21 protein-coding genes are annotated in these 17397 nt (G+C 47.7%); 3 read left to right on the top strand and 18 right to left on the bottom strand.

All coding sequences use genetic code 11. The annotated features are described in order from the left end of the window. On the top strand, positions 1-247 hold a 247-nt coding region (locus ACTIE6_RS27200), incomplete at its 5' end, for a helix-turn-helix domain-containing protein (protein WP_439559631.1). 32 nt (positions 248-279) lie between these two features. On the opposite strand, the gene ACTIE6_RS27195 is transcribed toward ACTIE6_RS27200, so the two are convergent. The 5 genes from ACTIE6_RS27195 to ACTIE6_RS27175 all read right to left on the bottom strand — a co-directional run bounded on the left by ACTIE6_RS27195 (position 280) and on the right by ACTIE6_RS27175 (position 3290). Next, the gene (locus tag ACTIE6_RS27195; protein ID WP_439559630.1) at positions 280-549 is read right to left on the bottom strand and encodes a hypothetical protein; all 270 of its coding nucleotides are present in this window, start codon (positions 547-549) and stop codon (positions 280-282) included. A 15-nt stretch (positions 550-564) separates the two neighbouring features. Next, positions 565-1041: a DUF1579 family protein gene (locus ACTIE6_RS27190; protein ID WP_439559629.1), complete on the bottom strand. Its 477-nt coding sequence runs from the start codon at positions 1039-1041 to the stop codon at positions 565-567. Between the two features lie 84 nt (positions 1042-1125). Next, on the bottom strand, positions 1126-1548 hold the full coding sequence (locus ACTIE6_RS27185) for a secondary thiamine-phosphate synthase enzyme YjbQ (protein WP_439559628.1): 423 nt from the start codon (positions 1546-1548) through the stop codon (positions 1126-1128). Beyond that, positions 1545-1928, bottom strand: a complete 384-nt coding sequence (locus ACTIE6_RS27180; protein ID WP_439559627.1) for a VOC family protein — start codon at positions 1926-1928, stop codon at positions 1545-1547. The genes ACTIE6_RS27185 and ACTIE6_RS27180 overlap by 4 nt, the downstream gene beginning before the upstream one ends. Positions 1929-1955: 27 nt before the next feature. Beyond that, positions 1956-3290: an MFS transporter gene (locus ACTIE6_RS27175; protein ID WP_439559626.1), complete on the bottom strand. Its 1335-nt coding sequence runs from the start codon at positions 3288-3290 to the stop codon at positions 1956-1958. 188 nt (positions 3291-3478) lie between these two features. On the opposite strand from ACTIE6_RS27175, the gene ACTIE6_RS27170 reads away from it, so the two are divergent. Next, a complete protein-coding gene (locus tag ACTIE6_RS27170; protein WP_439559625.1) occupies positions 3479-4852 on the top strand; it encodes a TlpA family protein disulfide reductase in 1374 nt (457 codons plus the stop codon). Between the two features lie 4 nt (positions 4853-4856). Here the strand turns inward: ACTIE6_RS27170 and ACTIE6_RS27165 are convergent, their stop codons facing one another. Together ACTIE6_RS27165 and ACTIE6_RS27160 are read right to left on the bottom strand one after the other, a co-directional pair. Next, positions 4857-5492 (bottom strand): hypothetical protein, encoded by a 636-nt coding sequence (locus tag ACTIE6_RS27165; RefSeq protein ID WP_439559624.1) that lies wholly within the window; start codon positions 5490-5492, stop codon positions 4857-4859. 167 nt (positions 5493-5659) lie between these two features. Further along, positions 5660-6181 carry a DinB family protein gene (locus tag ACTIE6_RS27160; RefSeq protein WP_439559623.1) on the bottom strand — a complete coding sequence of 174 codons (522 nt, stop codon included), beginning with the start codon at positions 6179-6181 and terminating at the stop codon, positions 5660-5662. 232 nt (positions 6182-6413) lie between these two features. On the opposite strand from ACTIE6_RS27160, the gene ACTIE6_RS27155 reads away from it, so the two are divergent. Beyond that, positions 6414-6701, top strand: coding sequence for a hypothetical protein (locus ACTIE6_RS27155; protein ID WP_439559622.1), 288 nt, complete (start codon positions 6414-6416; stop codon positions 6699-6701). 59 nt (positions 6702-6760) lie between these two features. Here ACTIE6_RS27155 and ACTIE6_RS27150 read toward each other — a convergent pair whose 3' ends face one another. The 11 genes from ACTIE6_RS27150 to ACTIE6_RS27100 all read right to left on the bottom strand — a co-directional run bounded on the left by ACTIE6_RS27150 (position 6761) and on the right by ACTIE6_RS27100 (position 17220). Continuing rightward, positions 6761-7705 carry an L-histidine N(alpha)-methyltransferase gene (locus ACTIE6_RS27150; protein WP_439559621.1) on the bottom strand — a complete coding sequence of 315 codons (945 nt, stop codon included), beginning with the start codon at positions 7703-7705 and terminating at the stop codon, positions 6761-6763. 16 nt (positions 7706-7721) lie between these two features. After that, a complete protein-coding gene (gene egtB / locus ACTIE6_RS27145; RefSeq protein ID WP_439559620.1) occupies positions 7722-8879 on the bottom strand; it encodes an ergothioneine biosynthesis protein EgtB in 1158 nt (385 codons plus the stop codon). Continuing rightward, on the bottom strand, positions 8860-10437 hold the full coding sequence (locus ACTIE6_RS27140; protein ID WP_439559619.1) for an ABC transporter permease/substrate-binding protein: 1578 nt from the start codon (positions 10435-10437) through the stop codon (positions 8860-8862). Before ACTIE6_RS27140 ends, egtB begins: the two co-directional genes overlap by 20 nt. Beyond that, positions 10437-11390, bottom strand: a complete 954-nt coding sequence (locus ACTIE6_RS27135; protein WP_439559618.1) for an ABC transporter ATP-binding protein — start codon at positions 11388-11390, stop codon at positions 10437-10439. Before ACTIE6_RS27135 ends, ACTIE6_RS27140 begins: the two co-directional genes overlap by 1 nt. Before the next feature lie 72 nt (positions 11391-11462). Continuing rightward, on the bottom strand, positions 11463-12845 hold the full coding sequence (locus ACTIE6_RS27130) for a mercuric reductase (RefSeq protein ID WP_439559617.1): 1383 nt from the start codon (positions 12843-12845) through the stop codon (positions 11463-11465). Positions 12846-12932: 87 nt separating this feature from the next. Next, the gene (locus ACTIE6_RS27125) at positions 12933-13859 is read right to left on the bottom strand and encodes a bifunctional riboflavin kinase/FAD synthetase (protein ID WP_439559616.1); all 927 of its coding nucleotides are present in this window, start codon (positions 13857-13859) and stop codon (positions 12933-12935) included. After that, entirely contained in the window at positions 13856-14557 is a 702-nt protein-coding gene (gene truB / locus ACTIE6_RS27120; protein ID WP_439559615.1) for a tRNA pseudouridine(55) synthase TruB, read from the bottom strand. Before truB ends, ACTIE6_RS27125 begins: the two co-directional genes overlap by 4 nt. 34 nt (positions 14558-14591) lie before the next feature. Continuing rightward, positions 14592-15371 (bottom strand): undecaprenyl-diphosphate phosphatase, encoded by a 780-nt coding sequence (locus tag ACTIE6_RS27115; protein ID WP_439559614.1) that lies wholly within the window; start codon positions 15369-15371, stop codon positions 14592-14594. Continuing rightward, positions 15368-15583, bottom strand: a complete 216-nt coding sequence (locus ACTIE6_RS27110; RefSeq protein WP_439559613.1) for a DUF3098 domain-containing protein — start codon at positions 15581-15583, stop codon at positions 15368-15370. The genes ACTIE6_RS27115 and ACTIE6_RS27110 overlap by 4 nt, the downstream gene beginning before the upstream one ends. A gap of 29 nt (positions 15584-15612) precedes the next feature. Beyond that, positions 15613-16491, bottom strand: a complete 879-nt coding sequence (locus ACTIE6_RS27105) for a cell division protein FtsX (protein ID WP_439559612.1) — start codon at positions 16489-16491, stop codon at positions 15613-15615. 135 nt (positions 16492-16626) lie between these two features. Further along, entirely contained in the window at positions 16627-17220 is a 594-nt protein-coding gene (locus ACTIE6_RS27100) for a bifunctional nuclease family protein (protein WP_056287682.1), read from the bottom strand. Positions 17221-17397 lie beyond the last annotated feature (177 nt).

Genomic DNA, 17397 nt, shown 5'->3' with positions numbered 1-17397 from the left:
TGGCCGCCGCAGTTTTGAAAGAAGGTTTAAAAAAGCGACTTCCAACTCGGTAGTCGAGTACATTCAACGTGTGAAGATTGAGGCAGCCAAGAAAAGCTTTGAAATTACGCGCAAAAATGTGACGGAGCTGATGTACGAGGTGGGTTATACGGATACAAAAGCTTTTCGCAGCACATTCAAAAAAATCACAGGATTATCCCCCATTGAATACAGGAACAAGTACAACAAAAGCGCAATGAGTGCCTGAGCAGCTGCTTGCTGTGTGTATTAATTTGTTGGTTAAAGCGAATGCGAGTAGGCGCCGGGCATGATCATGGAAGGAAAGTAGCTCAATTCATCGGGAAGTACTTCTGCTTCGTAGCCAAGGTTTCTCACCAGGCTCAGGATCCTTTCAGCGCAGATTGCCCCGTCGCATTTGATCCGCAACACCTTATCACAATCTTCCAGGTCGAACGTGGCGCGATGATCGGGAAAAGTCCGCTCGATGGATGCAGTGATCAGGTTTGCCTGAGATTGCTTTAAAACGTTCGTCTTGAAAACTTCTACCATTATAAAACGCGTTAGTTAATGCATCTTTTCCAGTCTGATATCCATCAGGTACCGCCACGAACTACCCACATATTGTTCCCAGGTACCAGATAGTACCTCATCGTTTTGCGTGAATGTCCCATTGAACCGCAATTCCGGAGAACTGATCGTCCATTTGTCCCCGTCAAAGCTGCCCGACATACCACCGGACTCACCGATATCGTCGTAGAAATGCATCGGGTAAGTGCCCGAAAGCAGGTCATAGCCAATTACTTCAATGCTCTGCTTGCGTTTGCCGTCCATGATAACGTCCACGGTATGCAGGAGAAAAAAGCCGCCCGGGATCCATTCGTAAGTATCTGTTCCTTCAATGTTGTTGGTAGTCGCTTCGTTTCCGAGCTTTCCCGTTGTTTTCCATTTACCTGCCAGTTTGTTGAGCAGGTATAATTCCGGCGTTTTTTCCATGGCTTTCTGAAACTGAATGCGGGAAGCTGTCCCTGTGCTTGGAGCCATTTTCCCTAAGACAAACTAACTGCGAAATACCCTAAAAAAGAGATGTGATTTGCGACATTAAGAGGGGGTGATTGTGACAACCCGCTAGCTGCCCCAGGCAGTGAGAATAAGGCTGCGGGGACCGCCGGCATCGCGGTGCTCGCAGAGGTAAATGCCCTGCCAGGTACCGAATGCAAAACGCCCGTTTTTCACCGGAATCATAACTGAACTGCCCAGCAAGGAAGCTTTCAAATGCGCCGGCATATCATCAGAGCCTTCGTAGTCGTGCTCATAGTCGGGATCATTTTCAGGTACCGATTTATTGAAATACATTTCGAAGTCTTTCCTGACAGTCGGATCTGCATTTTCATTGATCGTCAGTGAAGCCGAAGTATGCTGTATAAACACCTGGCACATTCCTGCATTGAGCTGCGCTATTTCCGGGAAAGCATGAATGATTTCGTGGGTAATCAGATGGAACCCCCGCCTTTTCTCCCGCAGGCGGATTTCCTTTTGAAATAGCTTCATGCTTCTTCCTGAATTAACGAAATAATATTACCCGCTGGATCTGTAAACCAGGCAATCGTGGGGCCGTTTCCTCTCGCAATGTGGTCCTCGCCTGTTTGGAGCCCGGGGAAATCATAGCTTTCAAATTGCACGCCCCTGCTTTTGAGATCGGCTACGGCATGATCAATGTCGGCCACAAGGAAATTAAGCGTCGTGTAAGTGGCGGGGGAGTGGTTTGGTTTTTCGTAGATCAGAAAATGGTTTCCGCCTGGCGCGGTTACGTCCAGTGTTCTCATTTCCGAAGTTGTTATTTCGAGTCCGAGCACTTCGCCGTAAAATGTCTTCGCTTTTTCCAGGTTGTCAACTGAAAACCCATTGAATGCTTTTGATGGTGTGAACATAGTTGAAAATGTTTGGTTGTGAACAGATCAGGAACCAGGCAATGCAACCGGATCAGTGTCCATTTGCGGCTCAGGTTTCTTGTAGATTTTGGAAAGCGAATGGTAAGCGGAAGACTGCATTGCCAGCAAAGTCACGATCAGTCCGATGATACCGGTGACGATAAAAAGAAGCGCCAGCCCGCGCGCGGTGCCAGTACCAAACCACGGACCAATCAAGCGTGCACCTGCTCCGGTTGTCATAAAAGGAATGAAAATGAATTTGGCAATGGGCCCGATGAGGAATGCGGTAACCGGGGAAGCGGCCTGCTCAATGCTTTGTGCAAAGCCAAATACACGTCCCTGCCGTTCCTGCGGAATTACTTTTTGTAAAATGGTCTGCTCAGTCGCCTCTACCACCGGGATCAGGCACATATAGGCGAACATGCCAATGCTCAGGAGCACGATAGAAGGCTGAATAGGGAAAATGAGCGTGACAACCCACATGAAAATATTACACAAAAACAGCGTTCGGAGCGGCTTTTTACCTAAACCAACCTTGGCCACCGCCAACCCGCCCGCGATAAAACCCAGGCTCAGTACGCCCCACAATGTACCCCAGGTTTGCACCGACACAAGTGATAATCCGTACGCATCCATGAGCGACATGAATACGCCGCCCAGAAAGTTGTTGAAAGTATTAAAGAAAATCAGCCCGAAAAGTCCGGGTACCAGTCCTACAATGCGGATAGTCCCTTTTATATCCACCTGTTGCGTATGCGGTTCGGCTTGAACAATGCCCGGTTCGTGGATATGAATGGTCAGTAAATGCAGGATCACGAGTGTTGTGAGACCGATTGCGAGAATGAGCATCCACGTAATGCCCAAAAAACCGATAACAAGTCCGCTGAAAATGGATGCTATGAGGAAGGAAACGCCATTTGCGGTACCCACCATTCCGTTTGCCTTGTCACGTTCATCTTCTTTGATCAGGATCGTCACTACGGTAGATAATGCGATGGTGCGAATATTACCAGTTATCGCGCCGAACAATGTAAGCGTAACAAATGCCCATAGCTGCAAGCTTTGGTCGTTTTTGAAGGTAGACTCGGGTGTATTGATGTAGATAAGCAATGCAACCACGTACAAGCCCAGCGTAACAATGCCAGACAGCATCATGGAGGTTTTCTTCTTATACCGATCCACCAGCGAACCGAGGAAAAAGCCTGAAACTGCGACCGTACCCAGGTATACTCCCGCCATAATCGACGTCGCCATCACCGACTTGGTTTCCAGGTAAACCCAGAACGTAACTGCAAACCAGACAAAGTTATTGGTCAGGGAAGCAGCGAGTGAATTGGCTAAAACAGCATAAAACGTTTTCATTATTGCAATTACGTTCGTTCCCAAGGCAAAGATACCGCTGCCAGGTGCTTTTCTAGAAGGCAGTACAGGACAATGAGCGGGTGAATTCGTGACAGATTCTGAACAATATCAGTTCGGGTTATGTCACCTATATGCGTGTTTTTCATAAATTTATTCAAATTGTTCTTAAAAAATTAAAAACCGTTGCTATGCTCCGCATTTTACTTCTCTGCGGTATTCCGCTGTTCTTTCTTGCTTCCTGCCAGTCTGATACCGATACCGAAGAAGCTGAGGTAGAGCTGCCTGTTGAGATACAGGAAGGTTACGGACCTTTTGAAGCAAGATATTCGGTTCTGTTTGAAGAGCATACCACGAAAACTCCCGGCGGCGCAGCCTGGGTGCCTACTTACAGACCGGTTATGGGTATCCCAAAAGATTGGCGAAATGTTGTTAAATCCATGATCTGGCTGGACGGTTACCAGCTGGTTTACCAGAATTTCCACGAAGGCAAGATCAGCCGGGAAATGTATGAAGACTTGCAGAAATCGTGGGAATGGACGCCCGACGAGCTGGCTCTTTCCAAAAGACCAATTAAATGCTTTGTATATACCATCCGCGGCATCGATAAGCAGGGAAATCTTGTGGTGATGATCGATACCAATAATAATCTTGATTTCAGTGATGAGACTGCTTTTCAGCCGGAGAAGCTTTTTGGAGTAGGAAAAACAATGAACTGGGATTCCATGCGAACTTACAAGAAGCTCTGGCGCGTCGCATTCGAACGCGTGGAGAATGGAGAAGTTGTAGAGGATACATTACCCATGCTCGTCAAACATGCAGTAGATCACGACGAGCGGGCTCGATTCTGGTACTCCATTCCGCGCCACGGAAAGGCAACTTTGAACCGCGAGGGTAAAGAATACGAGATTTTGGTAAGTAATGACTTCGGCCGCACTACATTCTATGAATCGGAGCTTTTTACTGAGGCAGACCGGGAGAATGGCAAGCGGCTCTCGGGCAGGGGCGTAGGAATAGGGGAAGTTATTCAGGTAGGCAGCTGGCTGGATAAGGCCAAATACAGGTTCGCCGGGGTAAACTGGCGCACCGGCGCAATCCGGCTGCAATGGGAAGATGCTGCACTGGACGGATATTCCACGCAGCGCGGCTATCGCTTCAAACCATTTGAAGCAACAGATTTCCGTACAGGAAAGCCGCTGGCATCAAGCGATTTTAATGGGAAATATATTTTCATAGATTTTTGGGGAACCTGGTGCGGCCCCTGCGTGGAGGATCTGCCCGGTCTCCGCAAAATTTACAAAGAAGCCGATAAGAGTAAGGTGCAGTTTATTGGGATTGTGGGTAAAGACAGCGGCGAGCGAATAGATCGCTTCTTGACAAAAAACCAACTTGAATGGCCGCAGATACTATCCGACAGCGTCAACAAGCTGGTTGAAACCTATCATATTACCGCCTACCCGACAACCTTGCTCATCGGTCCTGATGGCCGGATTGTGGAAAAAGATCTTCGTGGCGATGCATTGCGAAACAAGCTCCGTGAACTAGGAGCCGGTCCCACTCGTTGAAATCTCAGGGTTCCATTCTTTTGGGAGCACCTGCGGCCGGTGCCTGCGATTGCGGCTGAATCTGACTTGGCGATCTCTGCACAGGCTGGGCGTTTGCAGCAGGTGTCGGCTGCACAACTTGTCCCGGCTGAGTAGTCTGTTGCGTATTTACCGGCTGTGTTCCAGGCTCGGTAGTCGTCTGCGTGGTTACGCTTGTCTGGGTAGTTTGCCCCGGAATAACCTGCGTGCCGCCTTGTACCGGCACTACCTGCGTTCCCTGTACTGTTACGGTTTGTTCAACCGGAGTAGTGGTGGTCGACTGATATCTTTCCGGGAAAGTCCGCGGATCCTGATTTGAATTTACTTTTGGTACCTGTCCCTCCGCAGTGATATCTGCCTTTGCGGGTTCAAATCCCAGGCTTTGTACCTGAGTCTGGCTTGCGGGGCGCGGTAAGTTGGCCGGCGACTGGCCTGCGGCGGCAGGGGCAATCTGGCCGGTTGGCCTCGGCTGGTATCCTGAGTAGGAGGAAGTCCCCTGTTGCTGCCCAGAATAAGCCTTAGGCACCTGACCGGTTGGAGCCGGGCGGTTTTGCGAAAAAGATTCGTTGGCAGTGGCAAGCAATGCAATGGAAATGGCCACAACCAGGTGTGTGTTTTTCATTGTTCCGGATTTTAAATAATGGTGTAGAACTTACTGGTACGAAGGTAAGTACTAAAATTATTCCAGAAAAATATGCGATCTCTTATGTTCATTTTTCAACCGGCAGGACAGGGTTTGTGAATGGCAAACCCTGTTCTCCGGTTGGAAAAGATGAAGTGGCTAATAGACTATGATCTGTCCCAGAAAGCAGGCGGTTCAATACCCAGCGCGCGCAGGTAAACAAAACCCTGCCCGCGGTGATGGATTTCATTATCGATGATGTACATAAACAGCGAATGCACCGTGCCTTCATACATGCCATATGCATTATCAGTTTCCCGGAAGCGCGAAGTTGGGATCTGCGGCCACAGTAGGTCGATATACTCTGTGATATGGTCCCACAATGCAAGTACTTCCTGTTTTGTAGCGGGCGGCGGCGTAGAGAAATCCATTTTTGGCTCACCAAAAGTCCAGTCGCCAGTTGCAATGCCGCGGATACCCGGTGCGGTCAGCACGATCATTTCCATGGTCAGCTGCGCGAACGTACGCATTCCGCCGATTGAGAAATTGTAGAACTCTTCCTCAGGGAAAGCCTCAATAGCTCGCCTCGTGATCCTGCGGTGCCCCTGCCAATGTGCGAGTAGGTCTTCCGGTGTCATAATGGGAATCTGTGTGTTGACTTCGCCGGTCTGAATGCTGTTGGTTTCCATGTTTAAGGCAGTTTTTGTTTTGTTTTTTGTTACAGTACAAACTAAATGCAGCGCAGTGACAGCAGTATGTCAGCAGCATTTGGAGCAAATAAAATATTGTCAGATTTATCTATGAAAGATCGTCCGCTCGCCTGCCAGGACGCACAAGGAAGCTGTGCCTGATAGTCCATTCGCGCCACCGGCTGGGGCACAGTTTTTTAGATATTTCCGGAACAAACCAAAAACCAAGATCATGTCTACTAAAAGCACTTCATCGAGCACAACAGATCACAAAGAAATCAAAGCCTGGGTTGAAAAACGCGGCGGAAAGCCTGCAACTGTCAAAGGTACAGGCGATAAGGACGAGCATACCGGTATTCTTCGGATAGACTTTCCGGGATACAGCGGCGAGGGAAAACTGGAAGAAATTACCTGGGAAGAGTTTTTCGAAAAGTTTGACGAAAGCAATCTGCAATTTCTGTATCAGGATAAAACAGCTGATGGAAAGGAAAGCAGGTTCAACAAATTTGTTTCCCGTTAAACAAACATTTGCTATCGTAATGCAAAGGCAGGCTCCGCAAAGAGCCTGCTTTTTTTTGATCAGGATAATGTCCAGAGGCTGTCGTTGAAGTAATGTTTGCAGTCCAGGAAATGTTCTATCACGGTGAACCCGTTTTCGGAAGCTACCTGTTCGATTTCTGCGATTTTGTATTTCTTGGAAAGCTCCGTCCAGATCAGCTCGTTTTGCTCGAAAGAGTAAGTGTAGTTCGTTTCCTGTACAAAGACCTTTTGCGGCGACAAGCTGACCAGGTAGCTTCTTACTTCGCCGTTCAATGGGTTGTAATGGGAATAAAAATCAAACTGGGTAGTATTGAAATTCCCGCCAAGCTCCCGGTTAATGCGGTGCAGGAGGTTGATGTTAAATGCTTTTGTGATTCCCTGGGGATCGTCGTAGGCGCAGCGGATCGTGGCCGGATTTTTTTGCAGGTCAAAGCCGGTCAGCAGCTTGTCGCCTGCTTTCATATTGCGCCGGAAGTCTGAGAGGAGTCCGTTAACCTGTTCCTGTTCGTAGTTCCCGATATTTCCCCCTAAAAACAAAAACAAGCTTGGTGTATCTGAGCCGGACAACTCTTCCATCATTGAAAAATAGTTACCCACTTTCGGCGCAATTTTCAGCTCAGGTAAATGCGTGCGCATATTCCCCACCAGCTCGTCGATCGCTTTTTTGGAGATATCAATGGGAACATAGGAGAAATCGGCACCATTTTCTATCAGCTTTTTCAGCAGCTGCCTTGTTTTTACCCCGTCGCCGGCACCAAACTCCACCACACTGAAAGTCTTGTCAAATCCCAGCTTATTAAAAATCTGGTCACTTTGCAGCGACAGGATTTCAAACTCGCAGGGTGTGGGATAGTATTCAGGCATTTTCATGATATCCTGAAAAATGCCGCTGCCTATGTCGTCGTAAAAATATTTGGATGAAATGTGCTTTAAAGGGGCTGTCAGGCCAATGTGTATATCTGTTGCAAATGAATTCTCTGACATATCTGGTGTGAAACGATTATTTAACCAACCTGATCCCGGTATACTGCCAGCGTTCAGGGGCGTGAAAAAAATTGCGGTAAGTACGTCGGCTATGCGCCGGCGAAGTAGCCACGGAAGCACCGCGCAATACCATTTGATTGATCATAAACTTACCATTGTACTCGCCCACCGCGCCGGGCGCCTTGGTAAAACCAGGGTAGGGCAGGTAGGCACTGTTGGTCCATTCCCAGCGCTGGCCCCAGTCAAGGTTCACGGAAGCAATTTCCCATTCAAATTCAGTAGGTAACCTCATTTGTTTCCATTGCGCGAAAGCCGAAGCTTCATAAAAGCTTACGTGACTTAAAATTGCATTTGGATCCACCTTTTGCAAACCGTCCAATGTAAAGTAGTGCCATTCCCCGCCCACTTTATGCCAGTACATCGGCGAATTGACTGACTGCTCGTTTACCCACGACCAGCCTTCATCAAGCCACAGGTTGAAATCCGCATAACCGCCTGCATTCATGAATTCCAGGTATTCTGCATTGGTGACCAATCCCTTGCTGATTTCGAATTCGTGCAGGTACACTTTATGTTTTCCTAATTCATTATCAAAACAGAATCCGTCACCGGAGAAGCCAATGTCGTAAACTCCCTCAGCGACCGTGAGAAAACCAGTTTCCGGGTTCGGAGAGCTAACCAAGTTGTGCCCAGCTTTGTAAACCGGAAAAATCGGATTGTGGCCGAGGATGTACTTAATATCTGTTACGAGCAGTTCCTGATGCTGCTGCTCATGATGAAGTCCCAGTCTGACCAGCGAAAGGGTATCCTGATCAAGGTCGCGTTCCAGCAGTTCGTGCATACATGCATCCACATGGCGGCGATAGGCGTACACAGCTTCCGTAGTCGGTCGCGTCATGTTACCGCGGTCGGTGCGCATGGTACGTTCCCCGATGTTGTTGTAGTAGCTGTTGAACAGGAAATTGAAATCAGGATCGTATTCTTTGTAGCCCGGCTGGAACTGTTTCAAAATAAATGTTTCAAAAAACCAGGTGGAATGCGCCAGGTGCCACTTGGGCGGACTTACGAAAGGGACTGGCTGCGGAACATAGTCTTCATTTGCAAGAGGAGCGCAAATTTGCTCACTATATTTTCTGACAGTGTTGTAATCGTCCCTAATGCTGTGGTTGGTCATCAGACAGGTACTGTTTTAATGCGGTGATGGAATTGATATGCAATGATTGTGCCTGTTGTTTGCGCATCATCAATGCGTAGGCATTGTTGAATCCGATTGGTGTGAGCCACTGCATGTTGTAAAGTCTTGCGAATTCTTCACTTACATACTTAAACGTTTCGTCCCGGTTGCCGCTTACCCGCTTTATAGTTTGCGGGTCGGGTTTGAGGATCACCAGCAAACCGGTGCCGGTGTATTCTGGGTACATATCTATTTCGTTGTTCGCAAGTGCATCAAAGCAGATTTTCGTCCCGCCTAGGCCGGTGCGGGTTACCGTTTTCAGCATTGTATTTCCCTCGATCAGTATTTTGTACATATTGATCAGAATGTACTGCTCTGCGAAGATCTTCGAGCCGAGCCGCACGATACCTTTATTCCCATTCAACGAATTTTTGTACAAGCCAACCGATTTCAGGAAGTCAGCAGCAACCTGCTCGGGAGCTTGTTTCAGGTAGTCGACCCGGTAATTGAGCTCTGTCATGATCGAATCGGTGATCTTGCCGGCAAGCAGGTTTAATGCGTTTTCAAGCTCAGGATAGCGCTCCAATGCATCTTTGCGGATCAGGGGCGAGGCATAATATGGAGGGAAAATATGGCGGTCATCTTTCAGGGTAATCAGGTCAAAAGCTTTCAGGCGACCGTCGGTACTATACCCGCTGATCACGTCGAGCTTCTTTTCAAATGCCGCTTTGTACATCACTGCGTCGCTGATCACGACAGTGGAGATATCCAGTCCATATTTTGATTTTAACCCAAGATAACCATCTTCCCGCCCCATGAATTCGGGTGTAAATCCAGCCAGTAGCTTCGTTTGTGCAACAGGAAGCAGGTAAAAAGAGGATAGGGTAACCAGTAGAACTGGAAAGGCAAAAAGGAACAATCTCATTTTCCGGAAATTGGCTTTCTGTAAAAGCGAGAGCAGGAAATCGAAAATGATCGCCAGCAATGCGGCTGGTATCGCACCGGCGAGGATCATGTTGCTGTTGTTCAATGCAATGCCGCCGAAGATAAATTCGCCCAATCCACCCGCTGCAATGTACGCCGCCAGCGTAGCGACGCCAACATTGATGACCGCCGCTGTACGAACGCCGGCCAGGATGACAGGCAATGCAAGCGGAAGTTCTACACTCAACAAGATCTCGGAAGCGCGCATTCCCATCGCGCGGGCTGCTTCCGTAACTGCCGGATCCACGTTCCTGATGCCGGTATAGGTGTTCCTGATCATCGGTAGTAATGCATAAAGGAAGAGCGCAACAATCGCCGGCATTGCGCCTATGCCGAGTAGCGGGATCAGAAATCCGAGTAGCGCAATACTTGGGATTGTTTGTAACACTCCGGCTATCCCCAGCACAAGCCAGGCCGCTTTGTTCTTCCGGGCTATCCAGATGCCGAGGGGGAGTGCTACTGCTGCTGAAAGCAGCAGTGAAATGCAGGTGAGACCAATGTGCGCGACGGTTTGGTCCAGCAACTTGTCGGACTGCTGGGCCATAAAATCCCAAAGACCTTGTTGCTGCTCCATTAATGCACGCTTTTAAATTGATGGAATGCCCGGAAAATAGCAGCCTCGTCAGCCCGCTTTTGAATTCCTGCTGAATCAGCTATAAATAACTCCTGCAAGTTGTGATTTGACAGATAACCCAATCCTTCCCAGAGACTTTGGTTGGGCGCAAACTGTGGTTGTTTGTCTCCATTTAAAACAGGCAGCAAATCCCAGATCTGGCTGAACTTAATGGCACTTAGTTCAAAGAATAGTCGCTGGTGATCAAAGAATGAACTGGTAAATGCATTGGCAGGCCGAAAAAGTAAGTCCGACGGGGTGCCCGATTGCACAATCTTTCCCTTATCCATCATCGCAACCCGGTCGCCAAGTTCAAATGCTTCCTGAACATCATGCGTTACCATCACGATTGTTGTTTGTTTTAATTCAGGCAGGCTGAGGAATTCCTGGCGGATACCGGCACGGGTAACAGGATCAAGTGCACCGAAAGGTTCGTCCATTAACAGTACAGTCGGCTCGGTAATCAGCGCGCGGGCCACTGCCACACGCTGTTTCTGCCCTCCGCTGAGTTCATCCGGATACTTACCGGCAAACTCTCCGGCCGGAAGTTGCAGCTGATTCAGTAGCTGCTCTGTTCTATGACTGGTTTTTTGCTGATCCCATTTCAGCAGTTTTGGTACGATACCAATGTTCTCGCGCACCGTAAAATGCGGGAACAACCCATTGTTCTGGGAAACGTAGCCGATTGTACGTCGGAGCAATTCAGGACTTTTATCAAAAATACTTTCGCCATTGATTTCAATCTGCCCTGAGCTTGCCTCAATGAGCCGATTGATCATTTTAAGCGTTGTAGTCTTCCCGCAGCCGCTCGTACCCAGCAAAACCATTGTTTCACCTTGCTTTACCTCAAACGAAATGTTCCTGACCGCCTGGATTTCTCCGTAATTTTTACTGATGTTTTTGGCCAGGATCATAAATGTGATTGCGCTGCTGAGGTAGCTGAGTTGTTTCCGCGATGGGCGGCAATATGTACCTATACAGGCAATTTAGCGAACAGGTTCCGTAAACAGGTTATTCAGCGACTCCGAATAGGTGGGGTGTGCGAAAATACCGTCACGCAGCTGGTCAAACGTAAGTCCGCCCATGATCGCCAGCTCGATCGCGGTCACGATCTCGCCGCCTTCTTCCGCCAGCACAGCTGCACCGAGAATTTTCCCAGATTGGGTATCTACCACAGCTTTCATCATCCCGCGCGTGTCGCCTGTTTCAATCGCACGTGCCACGCTGTCGTTTTTCATTGCATATACCTGAATGTCAAGTCCTTTTTCCAGAGCTTCCTGTTCTGTAATGCCGATGCGCCCAAGCTGCGGATCAATAAACATACAGTAAGGCTGCTGTCTGCCAGCAATCGAATCCTTCTTTTTATCGATTACGATATTGGATACTACGCGGTAATCATCATAAGAAATGTGCGTGAATGCAGGTCCGCCTTTTACATCACCAATTGCGTAAATGCCTTTCACATTGGTTTGCAGCTCATCATTTACACGGATAAACCCCTTCTCATCTACCTCAATGCTGGCCTTTTCAGGTTTGAGTTGATCAGTGTTCGGTTTTCTTCCGGTTGCAACAAGTACGTGTGTGCATGCTACCGTCCGGTTTTTACCATTATTGTCAACCGTTACAACAATATCCTTTTTGCTTTTGGCAAATTCCACTGCCTTGGTATGTGTGAAAATTTCGATATCCTCTTTTTTCAATATTTCTGTGATCGCCTCGGCTATATCTTCATCCTCATGTTTCAGGATCCTTTCAGAAGGTTCGAGAATGGTAACTTTCGAACCAAAACGACTGAACATCTGCCCAAATTCAAGTCCGATGTAGCCGCTGCCGAGGATCAGCAAATGCTCCGGAACTTCATTAATGTCGAGTATGGTCGTGGAAGTGAGATAATCAATGTCGCTGATCCCCGCCACATCCGGTACCACCGGGCTCAAACCCGTATTGATAAAGATCAGATCAGCTGTAAGTACTTCTTCTCCTCCGTCATTTAACTGGATACTTACTTCCTTATTTCCACTGAATGCAGCATTTCCGTAAATCACATCGAGGTTTTTGGTATCAGCAAAACCTTTTTCAAGGTTGCCGCGCATTCTTTTTACAATCTCGTCTTTACGCTTTCTGACTTTGCCAAAGTCTACATTCACCTGCTGTACATGCACGCCAAGTTCCGCGCTGTTCTTCGCAACCCAGGCAGCTTTGGCCGACGCGATCATCGCTTTTGTTGGGGAGCAGCCGTCGTTCACACAAGTTCCTCCGGCATAGCGTCTTTCAATCAGCGCTGTTTTCATTCCTGACTGTGCCAACTTTCTGGATAGGGGAGTTCCTGCCTGGCCCGAGCCAATTACAATCGCGTCGTAGTGTTTCATGTTTAGAATTGCGTGTTTATTTTCTCTTAAAATAATAAAAGCGTGCCGTTAAGACACGCTTTTGGTAAGCTAAGTAAAATCAGTTTTTCAGGAGAAGTAGGCGAGGGTGCTCGTTTTGTCAATCTGGATCTGTTTGACGAGCATATCCAGTCCCCCGAATTTCTGCTCGGGGCGCAGGTAATGCAGCAATTCCAGTTTCAGGTCCTCACCGTAAATTTCTTTATCAAAATCAAAGAGATGGGCTTCAATCGTGCGTACGGTCCCGTCTACTGTCGGGCGCACGCCAATGTTGAGCATTCCATTATAACTGATATCCTGGTAAGTCGCGCGGATCACGTACACACCATTCATCGGTACCAGTTTGTACGATTCGTGAAGATGTACATTCGCGGTTGGAAAGCCGATCGTGCGGCCCAGCTGTTTGCCTTTTACCACAGTTCCTGAAAGCGTATAAGCCCTGCCGAGCAGTTCATTGGCTTCGTCAATGTGGCCGGTAATCAATGCTTTGCGGATTCGTGAAGAGCTGATCGCCATATTCTCAATGTCGGCGCGCAGTATCTCTTCTACCTCAAATCCATACTTTGAACAGTTCTCCTGCAGGAATTCAAAGCTGCCCTCCCGGTTCCTTCCAAACCGATGATCGTAGCCGATCACCAGCTTTTTAGTCCCGATTTTATCAACCAGTATCTGCTGAATGAATTCGTCCGAAGATAGCTCCGAGAATGCGCGGGTGAATGGAACTATGGCGAGGTGATGGATCCCGAGTTGTGCAAAGAGCTCGGTTTTTTCCTCTATGGTCGATAAAAGCTGTAAGGATTGGCTGTCTTCGGAAACTACTGTCCGCGGGTGGGGCCAGAAAGTGAGCACCACGGATTCTCCTCCGGTTTGCCGGCAGATTTCCAGCAGGCGCGAGAGTATTTTTTGATGTCCCAGGTGAACACCGTCGAAAGTGCCACTTGTAACTACGCCGTATTCCAGTTTGGAGAAGGAATCGAGGCTATGATAAATTTTCATTCGTCAACATCTAACTTCAGAGCTACTCGTTTCTGATGAATGAAATCGGTCAGATTCCAGGCATCTTTTAGTTCGAAGGCGCCTATTCTGGTCCTGCATAATGCACTCAGGTACGCGCCGCTTCCGGCGAACTCACCGAAATCACGAACAATACTGCGAATATAAGTACCTTTTGTACAAATGATCCTAAAATCAATCTCCGGAAAGCGGGCAGCATCAATCTCGAAAAGTGATATCTCCACATTGCGTTTTTTGATTTCCGCTACTTCGCCGCGCCGTGCTTTTTTGTAAAGGCGCTCGCCATCAACACGCACAGCCGAGTAAATGGGCGGTACCTGTTCAATCAGACCAGTCAGCCTTTTACGTGCGGCTTCGAGTACTTCTGCATTGATATGTTCAATGGGATATTCGGCGTCGAATTCGGTTTCGATATCGACGGAAGGAGTCGTTTTCCCCAGCACAAATGTGCCTGTGTACTCTTTTTCCTGCGCCTGATAGGTATCGATCTGCTTGGTTTTTTTTCCGGTACACAAGATCAATAAACCTGTCGCCAGCGGATCCAATGTGCCGGCGTGCCCGATCTTTTTGAATTTACAGGCTCTTTTGAGTTTGTTAGCAACATCAAATGAAGTCCAGGTTAAAGGTTTGTCGATCAAAATGACTTCTCCTTCGTCTGGTATATTGGTATCGCTATTCAATGTGAAAATAATTTAATGAGAGAAGGGGGCAGACTTAAACGATGTCGAGCTTGTAACCCGAAGCAAGTAAGCCCAGCAGGATCAGTCCGAGGATAATGCGGTAATAGCCAAAAACCTTGAAACCGTATTTGGTCAGAAAGCTGATGAAGAACTTGATCGCGAGCATTGCAACCACGAATGCTACCACATTTCCGATCAGTAACGTCTGAATATCCTCTGCTTTGATCGTGTCGTAAGTTTTTAACAGCTTGTAGCCACCCGCCGCGGCCATCGTGGGCACAGCGAGGAAGAAAGAAAACTCTGCGGCCTGCTTTCTGGATAACCCCTGCAACATTCCGCCGATAATGGTAGAAGCTGAGCGCGACACGCCCGGTATCATGGCAATACATTGGAAAAAGCCGATTTTTAATGCAGTCGGAAGGGTAATTTCCTTTTGGCTGTTTGTATCGTTTGCGATCCTGTCGATGAAAATCAGGATGATTCCTCCTACAAGCAGGGACACTGCCACTACAACCACATTTTCCAGCAGTGCATCTATAAAATCATTCAAAAGGAAGCCGATTACTGCGGCTGGAAGGAATGCAACGAAAAGCTTGATATAGAAGTCGGTCGTCTGGAAAAAGCGTTTCCAGTACAAAACCAGTACCGACAAAATCGCTCCGAATTGGATATTCACTGTGAACATTTTCGTGAATTCCAGGTGGCTGATCCCCATGAACGAGGAAGCGATGATCATGTGCCCGGTAGAAGAAACGGGTAGAAATTCTGTTATTCCTTCAACGATTGCCAGGATAATGGCCTGCCAAATACTCATGAATTTGCCGGTTTACGTAAGATCGCCCAGAACTCGATGACAAAACCCACAACAGTCACAATGGGGCCGAGGGTTAGTCCGAGAAAGCCGAAACCAAATTCTTCTGAATCGAAGCTCATGATCAGAAAACCTGCCAGGATTACTGCGATACCTATCAGCATCGTTGTGTAGTTGGATGCTGAGAACGGTAGTTCATTCTTTTTGCTGTTCATATCTTGTTCTTGTTGAATGCTTGTTCGTATCAATACAGATCATCCAGCGTCATGCGCAGGTAACGCGCCAGCGACTGGTATGTACTCGAAATGCCAATGAGGATACCCAGCACGAGCACTGTTCCGACGAGTATCGCAATCTTGTCGTACTCCTGCAACATCGCCAGTCCCTCCACATTCCGCACTGCCACCTGCTGCAAACCGATCAGCAACAGACCCGCAAGAACGCCACCGACCAGGCCCTGAATTGCGCCGCGGAGTACATAAGGCCGCTGGATAAAACCATTCGTAGCGCCTACCAGCTGCATACTCCGGATCAGAAACCGTTGTGAGTAAATAGCGAGCTTAATCGTGTTATTAACCAGCAATACAATGATAATGAGCATGATCAATGCGAAACTGGCGAGTACAATGTAGATCTTGGTAACGTTCCGGTTGATGTTATCCGCGAGGTCTTCCTGGTACACTACTTCATAAACACCCTTGATCTGTTCCAGGTCTTTCTTGATCTGGGCGAGCTTGGCTTCTTCAAAATAGTCTTCGTGGATCTTGACGCGGTAGCTGTTCCGCAATGGATTTTCGCCGAGGAAAGTAGCGAAGTCCTCTTTGGTACCTTCTATAAATTCTTTAGCTGCTTCTTCTTTGGAGACAAAAGTAATGGCTTTGGCCTCAGCAGAGTTGAGAACAAAAGGTTTCACTTTCACAACATTCAGAATGGAGTCTTCTGCGGCTTTTGTCAACTGCTTGTCGAGGAAAATACGAACCTCGATGTTCTGGCGAATGATCGAAACCAGTTTTTTAGATTGGATCACCAGAAGTCCGCAAAAACCAATGAGAAACAGGGCAGCCGTGAGGCTCATCACAATCATTGCATTCGGGTAACTTCCAATCTTTTTCTTTTTAGGCATAGCGGCTCTGAATTTCGCTTTTGTGAATGCGGGCTACCACAAAGTGACAGTGGCAAAAATAGGGATTTATAATTCAAAAAAGCCGGATAAGCGGCTTTCCTTAACTATTTTTAACTTAAATGAGCAGGTAACAGATCAGTTCCTTCTTCCCATTTCATCGCGGATCTTCGCCGCCTTTTCGTAATCTTCTTTCGAAAGTGCGTCGTCCAGCATGCGCTGTAATTCGTCGAGTGACAAGTCGCGGATCACATCTTTGGAGCCGGAAGGTTTTACAGTTTCACGCACCGCATCTTCGTCCTCATCTTCTTCGTCAGATAGCGAACTGGAAACAATACCGGCTTCGGATAAAATGGCTTCGTAGGTAAATATAGGAATGTCAAAGCGCAGACCGATCGCAATCGCGTCGGAAGGTCTTGCGTCGATTTCAACTTCTCTCAGATTATCCGTGCAAACGATTTTTGCATAGAAAATACCTTCTTTAAGGTCGGAAATGACAATCTCTTTTAATGTATAATTCATTCCATCAGCAAACGACTTGAAAAGGTCGTGTGTCATCGGACGATTGGGGACTATATTTTCTATCTGCACGGCAATTGCCTGGGCTTCGAAAACGCCGATGATAATGGGTAGGCGACGGTTGCCCAATTCCTCCCCTAGAACAAGAGCGAAAGATCCGGCCTGTGACTGGCTCGGTGAAAGTCCCAGAATTTCTAACTTGATTTTTTTCACGTTAAACTAAATGCGCAAATATGGTTAACAGCTGGAATTGTGCCTGGGCGGAATTTTTGATGCAAAAATAAATAACCCGTGCTGCATAAAAAAATCGAGCACGGGTTATCATCGGCCTTAAAACCGAATGCTTCCAGATATACCCCGTTAAGGGTCTGATTTAGAAGCTATTTTTTA

This window comes from Dyadobacter sp., from assembly GCF_051859145.1.
GTDB lineage: Bacteria > Bacteroidota > Bacteroidia > Cytophagales > Spirosomataceae > Dyadobacter.
This window is presented reverse-complemented; position numbering and strand designations above follow the sequence as displayed.